The sequence below is a fragment of the Streptomyces sp. NPDC030165 genome (genome assembly GCF_055573595.1).
This window is the reverse complement of the sequence record NZ_JBVIBD010000028.1, coordinates 74,221-93,484: the sequence shown is the minus strand read 5'-3', so window position 1 is coordinate 93,484 and position 19,264 is coordinate 74,221. Positions and strand designations below refer to the sequence as shown.

Here is a 19,264-nt window from a genome sequence, read left to right as displayed (position 1 = left end):
CGCCACCCGCTACGACAAGACCGCCGAGTCCTACCAAGCAGCCGTCACCCTCGCATCGCTCCTGATGTGGGCGTGACATTTGAAGACAGCTCCTAAGCCGCCGCCCGCGGAAACGCCGCCCGCACCGCCCGCCGCCACTGATTGGCCGTCAGTCCGGGCCGCAGCGCCGCCATCGCCCCGCAGTACTTGGTGAACTCCGCGGCGCGCAGCCCGTACGTGTGCAGCAGCCGGTCCGCCTCCGTCAGGTGGCCGGTGACCGGGGTCTTGGTCTCGACCAGGACCAGGCCGCCGTCGGCGCGTACGCTGCGGCCGGTGCCCGCGTCCCGGCAGACCAGGTCCGCGTCGCAGGTGATGCGCTGCTCGTCGGCGACGAACGTGGCGCGCCGGTAGTCGGTCACCAGCGACGGCACCAGTTCCTCGGGGGCGGTGATGCCGTACGTGCCGTGCAGGACGGATGCCAGGAAGGCGCGCGGTCCGCGCCCGAGCGTCGCCTCTCCGGGCAGCAGCGGCTGCCGCCGCTTGAGCGTCTCGCCGCGCCGCCCCTTGAGCTTGATCTCGAACTGGCGCTCCCCGGAATCCTCGTACAGCCGCTCGCGGATCTTGTAGCGGTACCGGCGGCCCTTCCGGTGGTCGTGGAAGGTCTGCAGGTCGGGGGTGTCGTAGTAGACCGAGTGGTAGCCGAACCAGCGGCGGCCGTTGATGCACAGCGCCTGGAAGGGGCCGCCCGGCCGCCGCGGGTCGGTCAGCCGGGCCGCGAAGTCCGCGAAGACCTCGACCGGTACGAGGTAGCTGTGGTCGATGCGGGCCATCAGCTCCGCGCGGGCCTGGAGCTCGGAGAGGGTTATCGGGCGCGCCGCCATGGCGGCGCGGGCGATCGCCCGTACGGCGGGAATCACACGGTCTCCTCGGAAAGGGGACGGGGCTGCGGGTGCGCGGGGGAACGGGTGATCGTGCGGGGCCGGTTGCGGTCGGCGTGCTGTGAGGTCGTACGAGCGGGCCTGCCGAAAGGTTCCGGCAGACGGAAGCGGACGTCCACGACCATCAGGTCCCGGACAAAGTCGATCTCCTTGACCGTCCAGTTGCAGGGCTCGCCGCCGAGGCGGCGTGCCAGGTCGTCGCGGAGCGCCTGCTGGCCGGTGTGGACGGCGTCGAGGGTGACGACGGTGCGGCAGGTGCGGGCCATCAGCCGCGGGTGGTCGGCGCCGTACATGACCAGGAGCAGCAGCCCGGCGAGTGACGCCGCGACGGCGAAACCGAGGTGCGGCAGGCCGCACAGCAGGCCGAGGACCAGGGTCGTGAAGTAGTACGCGACCTCCTCGTGCTGGATCGAGTCGGACCGCAGCCGGATGATCGACAACACGCCGAACAGGCCGAATCCGAGCGCCGTGCCGCCCTCGCCGACCTGGGCCAGCGCGGAGACGACCGCGAACAGCGCGACGTTCAGCGCGAGGTAGGCGGGCACCAGGTCACGGCGCCGGTGGCGCGGGTAGTAGATGGCGAACGTCAGCACGCTCACCGCGGCGAGGTCGAGCACGAGGTGGGCGGCAAGCTGCCCCATCGTCTCCATGGCGTGTCTCCTGTCGGTCGCTGATCGGTACGCGTCAGACGCTAGGAACGGACGGGTTAAGTCCACCCCTCTCCACGGGTTAACGCACGCGGCCCACCCGGACGGCCGACGCTCCGCACCCCTATTGACAGCTTGCTGTCATAGCGACAGGGTGCTGTCACGAGGTCCGTGCGGCACCGTGCGGCGCGGCCCGCTCACCAGGGGGAGCCACCATGGCCCGTACGACCGCCCGGCCCCGCACCACCGTCCACCTCGCCGTCTACGACACGCTCGCCGACTGGGAGCCCGGCTTCGCCACCGCCCACCTCCGCGAGGGCAACGCCTTCCGCGCCGGCCGCACCGGCTTCGACGTCGTGACCGTCGGCCTCGGGGACGGCCGCCCGGTGACCACCATGGGCGGGCTGCGGATCACGCCCGACCTCACACTCGACGCCCTCGCACCCCAGGACAGCGCGCTGCTGATCCTCCCCGGCGCCGGCCTGTGGGACATCGGCGACACCCTCGCCCCGTTCGCCCGTACGGCCCGTACGTTCCTGGAGGCGGGCGTCCCGGTCGCCGCCATCTGCGGCGCGACCGCCGGACTGGCCCGCGAGGGACTGCTCGACGACCGTACGCACACCAGCGGCGCGGCCGGACATCTCGCCGCGCAGGCCGGGTACGAGGGCGGCGGGCGCTACCGGGAGGCGGACGCGGTACGCGACCGCGGGCTGATCACGGCCGGGCCGACCGAACCGGTCGCCTTCGCCCGGGAAATCCTCGCCGAGCTGGAGGTGATGGAGCCGCACGTGCTCGACGCGTGGTTCCGGCTCTTCCGGCACTCGGACGCGAGCGCCTTCCCGGTGCTGGCGGCCGCGGACCGGGCGGCGGAGGGAGCGGCGTGAGCGAGCGCGCACCGGAGGCCGGCACCGCACCCCCGACGGGCCCGGAAACCGGCCCCGCCTCCACCGCCCCCGAACTCCTCAGCCGTACCGCCCTCGGCGTCTTCCGCCTCAACGGCCAGTTCCTCGCCGTGTCCGAGAGGCTGGCGCGCCCGGCCGGGCTGACCACCGCCCGCTGGCAGGTGCTCGGCGCCGTGGCGGGCGGTCCGCTGCCCGTGGCCGGGATCGCGCGGGCGATGGGCATCACCCGGCAGAGCGTGCAGCGGGTCGCGGACCTGGTGGTGGCGGAGGGGCTGGCCGAGTACCGGCCCAACCCCGCTCACCGGCGCGCCAAGCTGCTCGCGCTCACGGACGACGGTCTGACCGCTTTGCGCAGAATCACCCCGGATCATGGCGCGTTCGCCGCCGAACTGGCCGAACAGCTCGGCGGCACACCGGACTTCCGCTCGGTCACGGAGGCGGTGGAGACGCTGTCGCGCGCGCTCGATAACCTCGGCTACTGAGTCCACCGAAGTGTGGGCTCACGCCCGCGTCCTGACGACCGTTCCGACGCCCGCGCCCGGCCCGGCCGGCCCGGCCGCACCGCCACTCGCCGCGCACCACTCGGCCCGACCACGGCCCGTACGGACACCGGGGAACCGAAACGAAACCGGCGGCGTCGTCCAGAACGTTCGCGTCTGCGGCACCGTCCCCGCAGGGCACGTCCGGGAGCACAGGGCGAACAAGGTGAAAGGGCAAGCGGAACGTGAATGAGCGCGCAGAGCGCGGCCGCCTCGGGCAGCTCGGCCCCCAGGACCCGCCGCGGATCGGGGCGTACCGGCTGCTGGGGCGGCTGGGCGAGGGCGGTATGGGCCGGGTCTACCTCGCCCGTTCCGACCGCGGCCGCACGGTCGCCGTCAAGCTGGTCAAGACCGAACTGTCGGGCCAGGACGACTTCCGGGCCCGCTTCCGCCAGGAGGTGCAGGCCGCACGGCGGGTCGGCGGCGAGTGGACCGCTCCCGTTCTGGACGCCGACACCGAGGCCGCCACGCCGTGGGTTGCCACCGGCTACATCGCGGGCCCCTCGCTCCGGCAGGTGATCACCGAGGGCCGTACGCCGCTGCCCGAGCGCTCCGTACGCATCCTCGCCGGCGGGCTGGCGGGCGCGCTGCGCAGCATCCACGCCGCCGGCATCGTCCACCGCGACCTCAAGCCGTCCAACATCCTGCTGACCATCGACGGCCCGAAGGTCATCGACTTCGGCATCGCGCGGGCGCTGGAGGCGGTGACCGTCGGCGGCGGTCTGACCCGCACCAACCAGGCGGTCGGCTCGCCCGGCTTCATGTCGCCCGAGCAGGTGCGCGGCAGACCCGTCACACCCGCCAGCGACGTGTTCTGCCTCGGCTCGGTGCTGATGTTCGCGGCCACCGGGCGGCTGCCCTTCGGTACGTCCGACAGCGGTGTGCACGCGCTGATGTACCGCATCGCCCAGGAGGACCCGGATCTGACCGGGCTGCCGTACGGGCTGCACAGCCTGGTCGCCGCCTGCCTCGCCAAGGACCCGGCGCAGCGCCCGACGCCGGAGCAGCTCATCGCGTACACCAGGTCCGACGACGACGGCCACGAGCCCTGGCTGCCAGGCGCGCTCATCGCCGAGCTGGGGCGGCACGCCGTCCAGCTGCTCGACGCGGAGAATCCGAACGGCGCCGGGGACGAGCCCGGCGACCGGCCCTGGGAGCCCACCGGCCCCCACTCCGACCGCCCCTGGGGCCACTCCGAGGCGATCCGGGAGCAGACTCCCACGCCCACTCCGCCGCCCGCGTCGGTTCCGATGCCGCCCCCGGCCCCCGGGTCCGCGACCCCGCCGCCGTACGCGGCGGCCGGCACCCCGGCGCCCCCTGTCTCCTCGCCGTCCGCCTCGGACGCCACGCCTGCATCGCACTCCGCCACCACCACCCACGGGCGCCGCCGCAAGAGCCCCACCGGCCGCGTCGGCCACGGCGGCAGCTCCAGCCACAGCAGCCACAGCGGCGGCCGATCCGGACACACCGGCCGCGGCCGTACCACCGGCGCCGCCGGCCGTCTCCGCAACCGCACCGTCGGCCTGGCCGCCGCGGTCGGCATCGGCCTCGCCACCGCCGGCATCGGCATCGCGTACGTCCTGTTCAGCCCCGAGGACGAGGAGAGCCCCGCGAAGGCCGACGGCGGCACCGTGACCGCGGCGGACGGCAAGGTCGGCAAGGCGGCCGGCAAGGAGCCCGGGGTCATCCCGCAGAAGTTCCTCGGCGACTGGGAGACCAAGCGCGGCAAGGGCGGCAGCGACACCTACCGCTTCACCATCACCCAGGGCGCGGTCGGCGACACCGTCCTGGCCATGGAGGTGCGCGGCCCCACGTTCCGCTGCGAGTTCAAGGCCATCCTCATGAACGGCGGACCGCCGCTGCGCCTCGGCCCCACCACCGTCGTGGCGGGCCCGGCGACCAGCTGCAGCCCGGGCGCCCCCAGCACCCTGCGCATCCAGCCCGACGGCAAGCTCCGCCGGGCCTTCGACGACGGCAAGCCGACGTTCACGTACACGAAGAAGGGCTGATGCCCGGCCCGCGCGGGCAGCGGTCCGCCGGGCGGGCCGCCCCTCGGGGAGGGCCCGCGACACGCGAAAGCCGTGTCCCCGCTCCTGGGCGGAGCGGGGACACGGCTCACCTGCGGTCACCGCCACTCGGGCGGCATCGGACCCGTCAGTCCAGGAACGAGTTGATCTGGATCGTCTCGTCCCGGCCCGGGCCGACGCCGATCGCGGAGATCGGCGCGCCGGACATCTCCTCCAGCGCCTTGACGTACGCCTGCGCGTTCTTCGGCAGCTCGGCGAAGGTCTTGGCCTTGGTGATGTCCTCGGACCAGCCCGGCAGGGTCTCGTAGACCGGCTTCGCGTGGTGGAAGTCGGTCTGCGAGTAGGGCAGCTCCTCGACGCGCTTGCCGTCGATCTCGTAGGCGACGCAGACCGGGATCTGCTCCCAGCCGGTGAGCACGTCCAGCTTGGTCAGGAAGAAGTCGGTCAGGCCGTTGACGCGGGTCGCGTAACGGGCGATGACCGCGTCGAACCAGCCGCAGCGCCGGTCGCGGCCGGTGGTCACACCGCGCTCGCCGCCGATGGTGCGCAGCGCCTCGCCGTCCGCGTCGAACAGCTCGGTCGGGAACGGACCGGCGCCGACGCGGGTGGTGTAGGCCTTGAGGATGCCGATGACCCGGTTGATCTTCGTGGGGCCGACCCCCGCACCGGTGCAGGCTCCACCCGCAGTCGGGTTGGAGGAGGTCACGAACGGGTAGGTCCCGTGGTCCACGTCGAGCAGCGTGCCCTGGCCGCCCTCGAAGAGCACGACCTTGCCGTCGTCGATCGCGTTGTTCAGCAGGAGGGTGGTGTCGGCGACATAACCCTTTATCTGGTCCGCGTAGCTGAGCATCTCCTCGACGACCTGCTCGGCGACCACCGCGCGGTGGTTGTAGAGCTTGGCCAGCACCTGGTTCTTGAAGTCGAGGGCCGCCTCGACCTTCTGGTGCAGGATCGACTCGTCGAAGAGGTCCTGCACGCGGATGCCGGTGCGGTTGATCTTGTCGGCGTAGGTCGGGCCGATGCCGCGGCCGGTCGTGCCGATCTTCCGCTTGCCGAGGAAACGTTCCGTGACCTTGTCGACCGTGATGTTGTACGGCGTGATCAGGTGCGCGTTTCCGCTGATCAGCAGCTTGGACGTGTCGACGCCACGCTCGTTGAGTCCGCTCAGCTCGGAGAGCAGGACCGCGGGGTCGACGACGACACCGTTGCCGATGACCGGGGTGCACCCCGGCGAGAGGATTCCGGAAGGGAGAAGGTGCAGCGCGTATTTCTGGTCGCCTACGACAACCGTGTGACCGGCGTTGTTGCCGCCCTGGTAACGCACCACATAGTCGACGGACCCACCGAGCAGATCGGTGGCCTTTCCCTTGCCCTCATCACCCCACTGAGCACCGAGCAGCACAAGTGCGGGCACAGGCGTACACCCCTTCCGGGCGGGGCATGTCCAACGTGCGCGAAGCCTTACGCGTGCGGATGCGTGCGTGCGGCAACGCTGAAGCCGTCGAACCGGTGCCCCGGAATAGACGAAGCCCCTGGCGCAATAGCGCAAGGGGCTCTTGCACCGAGATGCTACCTGAGGAAGGACCGAGGTGTCGGCGCAGCCTTCTGGGCACTCTCTCCCGGACGGGGTCCGGGGGCACCCCCTGCTCGTGGTCATCGACCCGGCCGCCCGCAGTACGGACGGGGAATCCGTACGGATCGCCAAGGACGTCCTGTGCGCGGGCGCGGCCGCGAAAATCTGCCTCCCGGACGGCCCCGAGGAGTACGCGCGGGCGCTCGCCCGCCGCGGCCATCGCCGCCCCGTGGTGATCGGCGACGACCACGCCCTGCTGCGCGCCGTGGCGCTGCTGCACAAGGAGCGCGATCTGACGGGCGTGGCACTCGCGGTGGTGCCGGTGGGCGCGCCGGGCACGGTGGAGCTGACCCGCGCGCTGGGCGTGCCGACGGACACCGTCGCCGCCGCCCGCGCGGTCCTGGACGGTACGGACCACAGCCTGCACCTGCTCACGGACGACAGCGACGGCATCGTGCTGGGCGGCCTGGACATCCCGTCCGCCACCGAGCCGGAGTCGCGGGCCGGGCCGGGCCGGCGGCACCGGTGGCAGGGCCCTGAGGTGCGGCGGGGGCGGCGCCTGCCGGGCCCGCGCGCCGGCGCGGAAGCGGGCTCCCGGCCGGGTTCCCGCGCGCCCTGGTGGGCCCTGCTCGCCCGTGGGGCCCGTACGGCCCTGTCGCGGCTCACGGCCACTACCGGCACCCCGGCCCCGCCCGGCAGCCGGCGCTCCCGCCCTGCGGGCCACCGGCTGCGGGTCGAGGCGGACGGCGTGGTGCTGGCCGACCTGGACCGGCCGGTGCGGTGGGTCTCGGTGACGCCCGGCGACGGTGACGGCACCGGGCTGGCCGAGGTCGTCGTGCACTGGCAGGAGGCCGGGCCGCCGGTACGGGCACGGGCGCGGGCGGTGACGGTGTCGGGCGCGGACTTCCGCTACCGGGCGGACGTGGCCGTCGGCGGCCCGGTCAGGACCCGTACGTGGACGGTGCACCCGGACGCGTGGCGGCTGACGCTGCCGCACGGCTGACACGGCAGCGGGGCCGGGAGGAGGCCCCTCGGACGCGGGCGCTCAGCCCTCGCCCCGCAGCTCCTTGTCCCGGTGCTCGCGCCAGCGCTCCAGCATCCTGCTCAGCTCGCCCTGCATGAACTCGAAGAAGGCCACGGTCTCGGCGACCCTGGCACCGGCCGGGGTGTCGGCGCCCAGCGACTTCGCGCCCTCCCGGAGGACGCCTTCCCAGCGCGTGAGCATGTGGTCGCGGCTGCCCAGCGTCTCGTACCAGAGTTCGTTGAAGAGCCGGTAGCGGTCCCGGCGGGTGCCCGGCTCGCGTTCCCGGATCACCATGTTGACCTGCACCAGGTAGCGGACCGCGCCGGAGACCGCGGCGGGGCTGACCTGGAGCCGTTCGGAGAGTTCGGCGGAGGTGAGGGCGCCGGCGTCGGAGGCGAGCAGCGCCGCGAAGACCCGGGCGGCCATCCGCTGCATGCCCGCCTCGGTCAGCTCCGCCGCGAAGCGCTCCACGAACCGGGAGACCGCCTCCTCGTCCCGTCCTGTGGTCCCGCTCTGGTGCTGCTCTGCCTGCTGGTTCACCCTCTGATCCTCTCCCCGGCCCCCGGCCCGACGCTCCGCCCCCACCGACTTTATACGCTTCCTTAACTTCACAAGTTTGTGAAGGAAGCGTACGTTCAGAAACATGACGAAGGCAATCTCGGTGTCCGGCCTCCGCAAGGCCTTCGGCCGGACCCGCGCGTTGGACGGCCTCGACCTCGCCGTCGAAGCCGGTGAGGTGCACGGGTTCCTCGGCCCCAACGGGGCGGGCAAGTCCACCACCATCCGCGTCCTGCTCGGACTGCTGCGCGCCGACGGGGGTGGCGCGCAGCTGCTGGGCAAGGACCCGTGGCACGACGCGGTCGCCCTGCACCGCCGCATCGCGTACGTCCCCGGGGACGTCACCCTGTGGCGCAACCTCTCCGGCGGCGAGGTCATCGACCTGTACGGGCGGCTGCGCGGCGGCCTCGACACGGCCCGCCGGGACAGCCTCCTGGAACGCTTCGAACTGGACCCCACCAAGAAGGGCCGTACGTACTCCAAGGGCAACCGCCAGAAGGTCGCCCTGGTCGCCGCATTCGCCTCCGACGTGGACCTGCTCATCCTGGACGAGCCGACCTCCGGGCTGGACCCGCTGATGGAGGAGGTCTTCCAGGACTGCGTCGAGGAGGAGCGCGACCGCGGCCGTACGGTGCTGCTCTCCAGCCACGTGCTGTCCGAGGTCGAGGCGCTGTGCGACCGCGTCAGCATCATCCGCAAGGGCCGTACGGTCGAGTCCGGCTCACTCGCCGACCTGCGGCACCTGACCCGTACGAGCGTGACCGCCGAACTGGCCGGCGCGCCGAACGGCCTCTCCGGCCTCCCCGGCGTGCACGACCTCGACATCCAGGGCCACCGGGTCCGTCTCCAGGTGGACACCGACAAGCTGGACGCGGTGCTGCGCTCGCTCAGCCAGTCCGGCGTGCGCAGCCTGACCAGCACACCGCCCACACTGGAAGAGCTGTTCCTGCGCCACTACCAGGACGACACCCGTGCCGCCCGGGACACGGCATCCGCCACCTCGGCTTCCGCTTCGGCTTCGGCTTCCGGAAAGGCGACCGTGCGATGACTGCCGTGACACTCCCCGCCGCCGCCCGTACCGGCAGCTCCCAAGACCTGGCCGGCACCGGCACCCTGCTGCGCCTGGCACTGCGCCGCGACCGGCTGATGATCCCGGCCTGGGTGGTGCTGCTGGGACTGACCGTCGTCAGCACGAGCAGCGCTCTGGAAAAGCTCTACGACACACCCGCCAAGCGCGCAGAAGTGGCGGGTTCGATGACCGCCAACGGCTCGCTGCGCGCCGTCTACGGGCCGGTGTTCAGCGACTCCCTCGGCGGCCTGACCGCCTGGCGCATCGGCGGCTTCGCCGCGCTGCTGGCCGGCGTGATGAGCCTGCTCATCGTCGTACGCCACACCCGCGAGGAGGAAGAGACCGGCCGCCAGGAACTCCTCTCCGCCGCCATGGTCGGCCGGCGCGCCCCGCTCGCCGCGGCCCTGCTCGCCGCGCTCGTCGCCGACGCAGCGCTGGCCCTGCTCATCACCGCCGGGCTCGCCCAGGCCGGACAGCCGGCCGCCGGTGCGCTCGCCCTCGGCCTCGCCGTCGGCGGCACCGGCCTGGTCTTCGCCGGGCTGGCGGCGATCACCGCGCAGCTCACCGAGAGCGCGCGGGCCGCCAAGGGCCTGGCCGGTGCCGTACTGGGCGCGGCCTTCGTCCTGCGGGCCGCGGGCGACGCCGCGACCGAGGACGCCTCCTCGCCGCTCACCTGGGCCTCACCCGTCGGCTGGGCCGAAAACCTGCGCGCGTTCGCCGGCGAGCGCTGGTGGGTACTGCTGCTCTTCCTCGCCGGCACGGCCATCACGGTCGGCGCCGCGTACTCCCTCACCGCACGCCGCGACCTGGGCATGAGCTTCCTGCCCGCCCGCCCGGGACCGGCCCGCGCACCCGCCTCTTTGAGCGGCCCCTTCGGCCTGGCCTGGCGCCTGCAGCGGACCACCCTGCTCGGCTGGTCGGCCGGCTTCCTCGTCGCCGGCGCCGTCTTCGGCGGCATCATCGACGGCGCGTCCGACCTGGTCGGCGGCAACGAACAGACCCGCGAGATCTTCCAGCGGATGGGCGGGCAACAGGGCCTGACCGACGCGTTCGTGTCCGCGCTGACCGGAATGCTCGGCATGGTCGCGGCCCTCTACGCCGCGGGCGCGGCCCTGCGGCTGCGGAGCGAGGAGGCCGGTGACCGCGCCGAACCGGTGCTGGCGGGCGCCGTCGGACGGCTGCGCTGGGCCACCGGGCACCTGGCCGTCGCCTTCGCCGGCGCGGCCCTCATCCTCCTCCTGGGCGGCCTGGGCCTCGGCTTCACGTACGGCCTGACGGCCGGCGACGTCGGCGGACAGCTCGGCCCCGCGGCCGGCGCGGCACTGGCCCAGGTCCCGGCGGTCTGGGCCCTCACCGGCCTCGCGGTCCTGCTCGTCGGCGCCCTGCCCAAGGCGTCGGCCGCCACCTGGGCCGTGGTCGGCGGCTGCCTCGGCATCGGCTGGGTGGGCCCGGCCGTCCGGCTCCCCCAGTGGGTGATGAACCTGTCCCCCTTCACGCACCTCCCGAAGCTCCCGGGCGCCGAGGCCACCGCGCCCCCGTTCCTGTGGCTGCTCGGCCTCACCGCGCTCCTGGTGACCACGGGCCTGGCAGGACTGCGGCGCCGCGACATCGGCTGAGAGCCCGCGCCGTCACCCCACGGCCGCCCCCGTACGTGCGGCGCCGGAGCCGTAGCGGACTCCGGCGCCGCACTTTCCCGTACGCCGCCGCTGCGTCGGACGGCGGGGTTGTGCGCAGCACGAACCGGGCACAACCCCCGCGAGCGGTGATGGCGGTGCGGACAGCCGACCGACGCTCCGCCGATTCGCGCCCATCTGCGGGCGGAGGTGCCTCGTGAACCGACGCACGGCGCTCGACGTACTCCGCGATCTCGGTTTCGTGCTCGCGGCAGGCGCCCTCTGTGTACTGCTGAGCCTGATCATGACGCTGGTGCCGGTGCTGCGCACCGCGGGAAGCGGCAACGCGGGCCAGGCTTTCGGCGCCGCGGCCTCCTTCAGTGCCGTACTCGTGCTCTTCTACGTGGCGCGGACCCAGCGCCTGCACCAGGCCGAACTGGAGCTGCAACGAGCCGAGTTCCGGCATTCGGCCACCGCGCTGAACCGCAGCGCCGAAGCCGACCTGCGCCGGCTGCACATGGAATTGCTCAAGATGAGCATCACCGATCCCGAGCTGGCCGACGTATGGCCGGAGTATGCGCCCGGCCTGTCCGCGAAGGAGAACCGTCAGTACCTCTACGCGAATCTGATCTACAGCCACACCATGCTGGTGCACAAGCTCGGAGTGGCCGACGACCGCGAAGTGATCGGCCACCTCCGTTACATCACCGACACCCCGGCGTTCCGCGGCTACTGGGAGGCCGCCCGTGCCATGCGGGGCGAGATAGCGGCCGACTCGCACGAGCGTCGCTTCGCCTCGCTCGTCGACGAGGCCATTGCGCAGGCGGACAGCCGGAGAGCGCGCCCGGTCCCAGGTGCGGCACACGGCCGGGGCACGGCCGCTTCACCGTCGTCAGAACCTGCGTGACGACCTGCCTGGTCGGCAGCCCTCACGCTCACCCGCCCGGCGTGACCAGCCGGGCCTCGTACGCGAAGACCGCCGCCTGGGTGCGGTCGCGCAGGCCCAGTTTCACCAGGATCCGGCTGACGTGCGTCTTCACCGTCGACTCGGCCACGACCAGATGCTCGGCGATCTCACCGTTGGACAGGCCCTGGGCCACCAGCACCAGGACCTCGGTCTCCCGTTCGGTGAGGTCGCCGACGCGTTCCTGGGTGGGTGCCCTGGGCGTGTCGAGCTTGGAGAACTCCGAGATCAGCCGCTTGGTGACGGCCGGCGCGAGCAACGCCTCGCCGTTCGCCACGATCCGTACGCCCTCCGCGAGCTGGCCCGCCGAGGCGTCCTTGAGCAGGAAGCCGCTCGCCCCGGCCCGCAGCGCCTGGTAGACGTACTCGTCGAGGTCGAAGGTGGTCAGCACCAGCACCTTGGCGTCCGCGTCGGCGGCGACGATCTCACGGGTCGCCTCCAGCCCGTTCATCTGCGGCATCCGGATGTCCATCAGCACCACGTCGGGCCGCAGCTCGGCGACCTTGGCCACCGCCTGCCGGCCGTCCACGGCGGCGCCGACGACCTCGATGTCCGGCATCGCGCCCAGCAGCACCGAGAAGCCCTCCCGGACCATCTCCTGGTCGTCCACGATCAGTACCCGGATCACGCCGTCTTCCCCTCCGCCGCACCCGGCGTCGCCGACACCGGGATGAAGGCCGCGACCTCGAACCCGCCGTCCTCGGTGTGGTCCGCGGTCATCTCCCCGCCCAGCATCTGCACCCGTTCCCGCATTCCCAGTACGCCGTGCCCGGCCCCCGGTGACGGTTTGGCCAGGCGGCTCGCCTTGCCGTTGACGATACGCAGTCCGAGCCCGCCGAGCACGTACGAGATCTCCACCCGCGCCTCGGCGCCCGGCGCGTGCCGCAGAGTGTTGCTCAACGCCTCCTGGACGATGCGGTACGCGGACAGCTCGACGCCCTGCGGCAGCGGCCGCGGCGAGCCGGTGACCACGGCCTCGACGACCAGTCCCGCGCTGCGCACACTCTCCAGCAGCGAGTCGAGGCTGGCCAGGGTCGGCTGCGGTGCCTCGGGGTCGGCGTCGGCGAAGGCGTCCGGGTCCTCGGACCGTACGACGCCCAGGATGCGGCGCAGCTCGGTCAGCGCGGCAACCGCGTTCTCCCGGATGGTCGAGAAGGAGGTGGCCAGCTCGGGCGGGGTGTCCTTGACGCGGTACGGGGCGGCCTCGGCCTGGATGGCGATGACGGACATGTGGTGCGCGACCACGTCGTGCAGCTCGCGGGCGATCAGGGCGCGCTCCTCCAGGAGGGTGCGCCGCGAGCGCTCCTCGGCGGTGGCGGTCCGGGTCTCGACGACCTGCCGCCGCTCCTCGCGCCAGGCGCGGATCGCGGCGGCGGGGACCAGCACGAACACCGTGAACACCGCGTACGCCACCACGTCCGTGATCCGCTGCGGCAGGAACACCACCATGAGGCCGCCCGCGGCCATGGTGGTCAGCCACATCTCGGCGGCCAGCCGGGGCCGGGTGCGGAGCACGACCAGGGCCATCACCGCGATGTGGAGGGCGGAGCCGATCTCGTACCCGGCGGAATCGGACCTGTTGACGGCGTACACCAGCATCGTGCAGAACAGCGCCGCGCCCGACAGCCAGAACGCGCCGACCGGCCGGAAGAGCGTGAGCACGATCGGCGCGGCGAGCAGGAAGCTCTGGACCACCGTCAAGAGCAAGGACAGCGGGCCGGAGCGGGCCAGCACGCTCGTCGTCCCGAGGAACACGACGGCCGCGACGCCCGCGAGCACGAAGTGCGGGGCCCAGCGCACATGGCGGCGCAGCCGCTGGGGCGCCCACGACCAGCCGGAGACGCGCGCGTCGTCCAGGGGCAGCATCGGGCGGAAGGCGAAGGCGTCCACGACCAGGTCCTGGCGCAGCCGGTTCAGCGCGCCACGGACGAGTCGGGCTTCCGAGCGCAGGTCGTCGCGCTGCGAGTGGGTCGTCTGGTTCACACACACCACGGTAAGCAGCGGACGGCCCCCGGTCGTCCCCTCCTGAGCGGATCTGCGGGCGTCCTCCTCAAGTACTACGCAGGGTGGCGAGGAGGGCGTGGAAGGCAGCGGTGCCGGGAGTGACGGCCGCGTAGTGGCCGGTGCCGGCCTGTTCGCGGAGCAGCGGCGCGGTGCCGCCGGCGGTCTCGGCGGCCCGTACGTAGCGGCGGGACAGTTCGACGGGCACGTCGGGGTCGGCGGTGCCGTGCAGGATCGTCACGGGCACCGTACCCGGCAGCCGGCGCACCGGGTCCGCCGCGGCGAGCCGGTCCGCCCACCCGGGGCCGTCCCCCAGGAACTCCGCCACCGCGCCGTCGCTCAGCCCCAGCTCGTGGGCGTACGCGAGGTCGGCGACGGGCGCCACGGCGATGATCCGCAGCGGGGCGTCCGGTCCTCGACGGTCCGCACGCGCCGCCGCGAGGAGCAGCGCGAGGTGCCCGCCCGCGGAGTGCCCCACGGCCACCACGGGCCGCCCGACCGCTGCGGTCGCGGCCACCACGTCCTCGTAGGTACGCGGCCAGCCTCCGCCCGCGCCCACCCGGCGGTACTCGGCGAGGGCGACCGGCAGCCCGTGCCGGGCCAGCTCCGCGGCGAGCGGCGACAGATGCGTACGGTCGTACGCGGCGCGCCAGAAGCCGCCGTGCAGCAGCAGCACCACCGGCCCCTCGTTCCGCGGCCCGTACAGGTCGATCACCTGGTCCGGGTGCGGCCCGTACGCCCCCGTCGCGTCGGGCGCCACGGGGGCGAGGCCGAGCAGCGCCGCCTCCTCGCCCGCGGCGCCCGGAGCGTTCACCCCACGACCTCGCCCAGTACCCGCGCGGCCCGCGCCACGTCCGCGAAGGACGTGTAGAGCGGGGTGAGGCCGAAGCGCAGCACGTCGGGGTGGCGGAAGTCGCCGACCACCCCGCGCCGGATCAGCTCCGTCATCACCTTGCCCGCGTCCGCGCAGGCCAGCGCGATCTGGCTGCCCCGCAGCGGGTGCTCGCGCGGGGTGACACAGCGCACCCGCCCCTCCGGCACGTATGCGTCCACGCACTCCAGGAAGAAGTCACCGAGCGCGAGACTCTTGGCCCGTACGGCCTCGACGCGCACGCCGTCCCAGACGTCCAGGGCCGCCTCCAGGGCGAGCATGGACAGGATGTCGGGCGTGCCGACGCGCCCGCGAGTGATGCCGTCGGCCGGGGCGTACGCGGCGTCCATGCCGAAGGGCACCGCGTGCGAGTTCCAGCCGGGCAGCGGCGAGTCGAACCGCGCCTGGAGCTCTTCACGCACATACAGGTACGCGGGCGCACCCGGGCCGCCGTTCAGGTACTTGTACGTGCAGCCCACCGCGAAGTCGACGCCGTGCGCGTCCAGCCGGACCGGCAGGGCGCCCGCGCTGTGGCACAGGTCCCAGGCCGCCAGGGCCCCGGCCTCGTGCAGCGCGGCGGTGGTGCCGGGCAGGTCGTTGAGCCGACCGGTGCGGTAGTCGACGTGGTTGACCAGTGCGAGCGCGGTGCGGGGGCCTGCCTCGGCGGGGATGCGGTCGGCCGGCAGGGCCCGCAGCGTGCAGCCCGTCATCCGCGCCGCCGACTCCGCGATGTACCCGTCGGTCGGGAAGGACGCCTCGTCGGCCAGGATCTCGTCCCGGCCCTCGCCCGCCATGCGTACGGCGCCGACCACCGCCTTGAACACGTTGACGCTGGTCGAGTCGCCGACCACCACCTGCCCCGGCGCGGCGCCCAGCAGCGGGGCGATCCGGTCGCCGACGCGTTCCGGCGCGCTCCACCAGCCCGACTCCTCCCAGGAGCGGATGCGCAGCTCGCCCCACTCCCGGGTGATGACGTCCGCGATCCGTCCGGGCACGTGGCCGGGCAGCGCGCCGAGCGAATTGCCGTCCAGGTACACGCAGTCGTCCAGGGCGAACCTGTCCCGGACGGGCCCGAGTTCGTCCTTCGCGTCCAGCACCGCGGCGCGCTCGTCCTGTTCAGACATGACTGCGCGCCGTCCACAGCTCCGGAAAAACGTTCTTGCTGGCGCGCTTCTCCAACCACGCCACGCCTGCCGAACCGCCGGTGCCCATTTTGGCTCCCATCGCCCGCCGCGTCGCCACCAGGTGATCGTTTCGCCAGCGCCACACCAGCTCCGCGACGTCCGTCAACGCCTCGCCGAGCCGCACCAGTTCGCTGTCGCGCGGCCCCGTGTATACCTCGGCCCACACCGCCTCGACCCGCGCGTCCGGCTCGTACCGCGCCGTCACGTCGCGCTCCAGCACCTCGCGGGGGATCCCGTACCCGCGGCGCGCCAGCAGCCGCAGCACCTCGTCCCACAGACTCGGCTCCTGCAGCGCCTTCTCCAGCTCCGCGTGCTCCCGGGGCGCCCCACGATGCGGTACGAGCATCGACGCCGACTTCTCGCCCAGCAGGAACTCCAGCCGCCGGTACATCGCCGACTGAAACCCCGAACCCTCCCCCAGCGCCCCCCGGAACGCGTTGAACTGCGCCGGCGTCAGCCGCGCCAACGGCTTCCACGCCGCATTCAGCGCCTCCAACTGATGCGTCGAACGCTCCAGCGCCTCCATCGCCACCGGCAGATCATCCCGGCGCAACGCCTGCGCCGCGGTATGCCACTCGTGCACGACGACCGTGAACCACAACTCCATCACCTGGGTCGTCACCAGAAACGCCATCTCGCCCGGATCATCGGACAACGGATGCTGAAGGTGGGTGAGCACATCGGCATGGACATAATCCTCGTACGGCGTCGTCCCCGTACTGCCGATGCTCAGATCGGGCCGCCGGACCTCGGCGGCCTCCGGCCGACCCTGCGGGGCGGACTGCTGCGACATGAGGAACTCCTCGATGCTGCCGGCTTCCGGGTAGCGGTCCGCTCCTTCCCGTCGGCAAACGGAGCCCCGGTCCCCTCGGGCACGGAATCTTCCGGCCCACTGGCATCATCCGTGCTCCACCGAAGGCGCGCAAGAGGCCGCCGACGGCGCGCAAAGGGCCGGCCGCGCACGCGCGACCGGCCCGCGATCCTCCCCGGCCCTCAGCCGGAAACGCAGCTCAACGCCCTACGAAAGGGTGTCCGCCGCGGTCGGCGACGAATCCCGCAGGAACGTCGTGCAGCGCTCGTACTCCTCCTGCTCACCGATCGCCTGCGCGGCACGGGCAAGCGCGTGCAGGGCACGCAGGAAGCCCCGGTTCGGCTCATGCTCGAACGGCACCGGACCGTGCCCCTTCCAGCCGGCCCGGCGCAGTGCGTCCAGCCCCCGGTGGTAGCCGGTACGCGCGTACGCGTACGACTCCACCGTGCGCCCCGCCTGGAACGCGTCGTCCGCCAGCTGCGCCCAGGCCAGCGAGGAGGTCGGGTACTTCGCCGCGACGTCGGTCGGCGCGGCCCCCGAGGCGAGGAGCTCGCGGGGCTCGGGGTCGTCGGGCAGTTCGGTCGGGGGCGGGCCCCCGAGCAGGTTTTCGTGAATGGCCATGGCTCCATCTTCCCGGAGGGGGGTGGGGGGCGTGTACCGGGCCGCTGGCGCGGCGGGTGGGCCGGCCCTCTGCGCTTCGCGCGAGGTTTTGCGCTGTCGCGCGGATCGCATTTGTTTGTGCGGGGGCGGGGGTGCGCAGGGGGCCAACTCCTCGGCACCGTTGAGCCCCACTAGTGCGGATTCGGTGGCCGGGAACCCGGCTGCCTGCGGGGATGGCCCCCTACACACCCCCTCAGGCCGGTTTGGCGAGTCCGGGACAGCTGGGGGGAGTCTGTCGATGATCCTGGTGCCCGCTCTCCTGGGGGTGAGGTCCCTGGCGGTGGGGCGGGAAGGCAGCCCGTTGCCCGGCGCTCGGCATTGTCACGTGAGCCCGGTGGGCCGCAGCTACCCCAACACGTCCGCCGGATGGGGCTCGGCTTGTGCATGCCCCCAGCCCAGATGCTCGGAAAGCCGCATACGGCGCGGGCTCGGGGCCATACAGGGGTCTCCCCGCAGGCAGCCGGGTTCCCGGCTACCGAATCGCATTAGAAGGGCTCAACGGTGCCGTGGGGGTCCCCCCGGCCGAAGGCTGGGGGAGAGTGACCCCTGTGTGGCCCCGAGCCCCCACCCACCGGCAGATCGCGTACCAAGCCCGTCCGGCGTTTGAGGACACAGGAACGCGCACCCCCACCGGGGGCACACACGACGGCCCCGGTCCGCCGAAGGCAAACGCGGGGCCGTGGCACCAGGGGCGTTACTTGATCTTGGTGCCGGTGGAGCGGAGGTTCGCGCAGGCCTCGGTGATGCGCTTGGCCATGCCGGCCTCGGCGAGCTTGCCCCAGCTGCGCGGGTCGTAGGTCTTCTTGTTGCCGACGTCGCCGTCGACCTTCAGGACGCCGTCGTAGTTGCGGAACATGTGGTCCGCGATCGGCCGCGTGAACGCGTACTGCGTGTCCGTGTCGAGGTTCATCTTCACGACGCCGTTCTCCAGCGCCGTGGCGATCTCCTCCGCCGTGGAGCCCGAGCCGCCGTGGAAGACGAAGTCGAACGGCGAGGACTTGCCGTACTTCGAGCCGACGCCCTCCTGGAGGTCCTTGAGGAGCTCGGGACGGAGCACGACGTTGCCCGGCTTGTAGACGCCGTGCACGTTGCCGAACGAGGCGGCGAGCAGGTAGCGGCCCTTCTCGCCCAGGCCCAGCGCCTCAGCGGTGCGCAGCGCGTCGTCGACGGTGGTGTACAGCTCGTCGTTGATCTCGTGGGTGACGCCGTCCTCCTCGCCACCGGTCGGGGTGATCTCGACCTCAAGGATGATCTTCGCGGCGGCGGCCTGGGCCAGCAGTTCCTGGGCCACGGACAGGTTGTCGGCCAGGGTCTCGGCGGAGCCGTCCCACATGTGGGACTGGAACAGCGGGTTCTGGCCCTTGGCCACCCGCTGCTCGGAGACGGCCAGCAGCGGACGGACGTAGCCGTCCAGCTTGTCCTTGGGGCAGTGGTCGGTGTGCAGCGCGACGTTGATGTCGTACTTCTCGGCGACGATGTGCGCGAACTCCGCCAGCGCGACGGCGCCGGTCACCATGTCCTTGTTGTGCTGGCCGCCCAGGAACTCCGCACCACCGGTGGAAATCTGGACGATGCCGTCGCTCTCGGCCTCGGCGAAACCACGCAGCGCTGCGTGCAGAGTCTGCGTCGAGGTCACGTTGATGGCCGGGTAGGCGAACTTGCCTGCCTTCGCCCGGTCCAGCATCTCGTTGTAGACCTCGGGAGTTGCGATGGGCATCTGTCCGCTCCTTGTGATGTGCGGGTGTGCGTTCTGGGCCCTGACCAGGGGGCGACGACATCGCCGTAGCTCATCTTCCCAGACTCGGCGGTTTGCTCCACATCCCGTACACGCCACCCGCACGCAAAGGGGTGGCCGGTTTCACGTGAAACCGGCCACCCCTTTGCGATAACCGCTGGTCAGCGCG

Annotated in this window: 18 protein-coding genes; 7 read left to right on the top strand and 11 right to left on the bottom strand. The window is 72.5% G+C overall.

Annotated features, from left to right (window positions below; genetic code table 11):
- Positions 1-92: 92 nt before the first annotated feature.
- Together ACZ4Z1_RS36240 and ACZ4Z1_RS36235 are read right to left on the bottom strand one after the other, a co-directional pair.
- Positions 93-896, bottom strand: coding sequence for a polyphosphate polymerase domain-containing protein (locus ACZ4Z1_RS36240; RefSeq protein WP_468490926.1), 804 nt, complete (start codon positions 894-896; stop codon positions 93-95).
- Positions 893-1,567 carry a DUF4956 domain-containing protein gene (locus ACZ4Z1_RS36235; RefSeq protein WP_468490925.1) on the bottom strand — a complete coding sequence of 225 codons (675 nt, stop codon included), beginning with the start codon at positions 1,565-1,567 and terminating at the stop codon, positions 893-895. Before ACZ4Z1_RS36235 ends, ACZ4Z1_RS36240 begins: the two co-directional genes overlap by 4 nt.
- A 212-nt stretch (positions 1,568-1,779) precedes the next feature.
- Between ACZ4Z1_RS36235 and ACZ4Z1_RS36230 the strand changes: the two genes are divergently transcribed.
- The 3 genes from ACZ4Z1_RS36230 (at position 1,780) to ACZ4Z1_RS36220 (ending at position 5,014) form a co-directional block, all read left to right on the top strand.
- Positions 1,780-2,448, top strand: a complete 669-nt coding sequence (locus ACZ4Z1_RS36230; RefSeq protein WP_468490924.1) for a DJ-1/PfpI family protein — start codon at positions 1,780-1,782, stop codon at positions 2,446-2,448.
- A complete protein-coding gene (locus tag ACZ4Z1_RS36225) occupies positions 2,445-2,948 on the top strand; it encodes a MarR family winged helix-turn-helix transcriptional regulator (RefSeq protein ID WP_468490923.1) in 504 nt (167 codons plus the stop codon). Before ACZ4Z1_RS36230 ends, ACZ4Z1_RS36225 begins: the two co-directional genes overlap by 4 nt.
- Positions 2,949-3,190: 242 nt before the next feature.
- Positions 3,191-5,014, top strand: a complete 1,824-nt coding sequence (locus ACZ4Z1_RS36220) for a serine/threonine-protein kinase (protein WP_468490922.1) — start codon at positions 3,191-3,193, stop codon at positions 5,012-5,014.
- Between the two features lie 145 nt (positions 5,015-5,159).
- Here the strand turns inward: ACZ4Z1_RS36220 and ACZ4Z1_RS36215 are convergent, their stop codons facing one another.
- Positions 5,160-6,446, bottom strand: a complete 1,287-nt coding sequence (locus ACZ4Z1_RS36215; RefSeq protein ID WP_468490921.1) for an adenylosuccinate synthase — start codon at positions 6,444-6,446, stop codon at positions 5,160-5,162.
- 235 nt (positions 6,447-6,681) lie between these two features.
- Here ACZ4Z1_RS36215 and ACZ4Z1_RS36210 point away from each other — a divergent pair, with 235 nt between their 5' ends.
- Positions 6,682-7,608, top strand: a complete 927-nt coding sequence (locus ACZ4Z1_RS36210) for a diacylglycerol kinase catalytic domain-containing protein (protein WP_468490920.1) — start codon at positions 6,682-6,684, stop codon at positions 7,606-7,608.
- Between the two features lie 42 nt (positions 7,609-7,650).
- Here ACZ4Z1_RS36210 and ACZ4Z1_RS36205 read toward each other — a convergent pair whose 3' ends face one another.
- Positions 7,651-8,169, bottom strand: a complete 519-nt coding sequence (locus ACZ4Z1_RS36205) for a GbsR/MarR family transcriptional regulator (protein ID WP_468490919.1) — start codon at positions 8,167-8,169, stop codon at positions 7,651-7,653.
- 103 nt (positions 8,170-8,272) lie between these two features.
- Between ACZ4Z1_RS36205 and ACZ4Z1_RS36200 the strand changes: the two genes are divergently transcribed.
- The 3 genes from ACZ4Z1_RS36200 to ACZ4Z1_RS36190 all read left to right on the top strand — a co-directional run bounded on the left by ACZ4Z1_RS36200 (position 8,273) and on the right by ACZ4Z1_RS36190 (position 11,776).
- On the top strand, positions 8,273-9,235 hold the full coding sequence (locus tag ACZ4Z1_RS36200; protein WP_468490918.1) for an ABC transporter ATP-binding protein: 963 nt from the start codon (positions 8,273-8,275) through the stop codon (positions 9,233-9,235).
- Positions 9,232-10,872, top strand: coding sequence for an ABC transporter permease (locus tag ACZ4Z1_RS36195; protein WP_468490917.1), 1,641 nt, complete (start codon positions 9,232-9,234; stop codon positions 10,870-10,872). The genes ACZ4Z1_RS36200 and ACZ4Z1_RS36195 overlap by 4 nt, the downstream gene beginning before the upstream one ends.
- Before the next feature lie 214 nt (positions 10,873-11,086).
- On the top strand, positions 11,087-11,776 hold the full coding sequence (locus ACZ4Z1_RS36190; protein ID WP_468490916.1) for a DUF6082 family protein: 690 nt from the start codon (positions 11,087-11,089) through the stop codon (positions 11,774-11,776).
- Positions 11,777-11,804: 28 nt separating this feature from the next.
- Here ACZ4Z1_RS36190 and ACZ4Z1_RS36185 read toward each other — a convergent pair whose 3' ends face one another.
- From ACZ4Z1_RS36185 to fbaA, 7 genes are all read right to left on the bottom strand, one after another.
- On the bottom strand, positions 11,805-12,461 hold the full coding sequence (locus tag ACZ4Z1_RS36185; RefSeq protein WP_468490915.1) for a response regulator: 657 nt from the start codon (positions 12,459-12,461) through the stop codon (positions 11,805-11,807).
- Complete coding sequence (locus ACZ4Z1_RS36180; protein WP_468490914.1) at positions 12,458-13,816, bottom strand: sensor histidine kinase; 1,359 nt, start codon at positions 13,814-13,816, stop codon at positions 12,458-12,460. Before ACZ4Z1_RS36180 ends, ACZ4Z1_RS36185 begins: the two co-directional genes overlap by 4 nt.
- Positions 13,817-13,883: 67 nt before the next feature.
- Positions 13,884-14,648 carry an alpha/beta hydrolase family protein gene (locus tag ACZ4Z1_RS36175; protein WP_468490913.1) on the bottom strand — a complete coding sequence of 255 codons (765 nt, stop codon included), beginning with the start codon at positions 14,646-14,648 and terminating at the stop codon, positions 13,884-13,886.
- Positions 14,645-15,829 carry a kynureninase gene (gene kynU, locus ACZ4Z1_RS36170; RefSeq protein ID WP_468490912.1) on the bottom strand — a complete coding sequence of 395 codons (1,185 nt, stop codon included), beginning with the start codon at positions 15,827-15,829 and terminating at the stop codon, positions 14,645-14,647. The genes ACZ4Z1_RS36175 and kynU overlap by 4 nt, the downstream gene beginning before the upstream one ends.
- On the bottom strand, positions 15,822-16,682 hold the full coding sequence (locus ACZ4Z1_RS36165; RefSeq protein WP_468490911.1) for a tryptophan 2,3-dioxygenase family protein: 861 nt from the start codon (positions 16,680-16,682) through the stop codon (positions 15,822-15,824). The genes kynU and ACZ4Z1_RS36165 overlap by 8 nt, the downstream gene beginning before the upstream one ends.
- A 225-nt stretch (positions 16,683-16,907) precedes the next feature.
- A complete protein-coding gene (locus ACZ4Z1_RS36160; protein WP_003979917.1) occupies positions 16,908-17,321 on the bottom strand; it encodes a DUF3151 domain-containing protein in 414 nt (137 codons plus the stop codon).
- A gap of 733 nt (positions 17,322-18,054) precedes the next feature.
- Positions 18,055-19,077 carry a class II fructose-bisphosphate aldolase gene (gene fbaA / locus ACZ4Z1_RS36155; protein WP_468490910.1) on the bottom strand — a complete coding sequence of 341 codons (1,023 nt, stop codon included), beginning with the start codon at positions 19,075-19,077 and terminating at the stop codon, positions 18,055-18,057.
- Between the last annotated feature and the right edge of the window lie 187 nt (positions 19,078-19,264).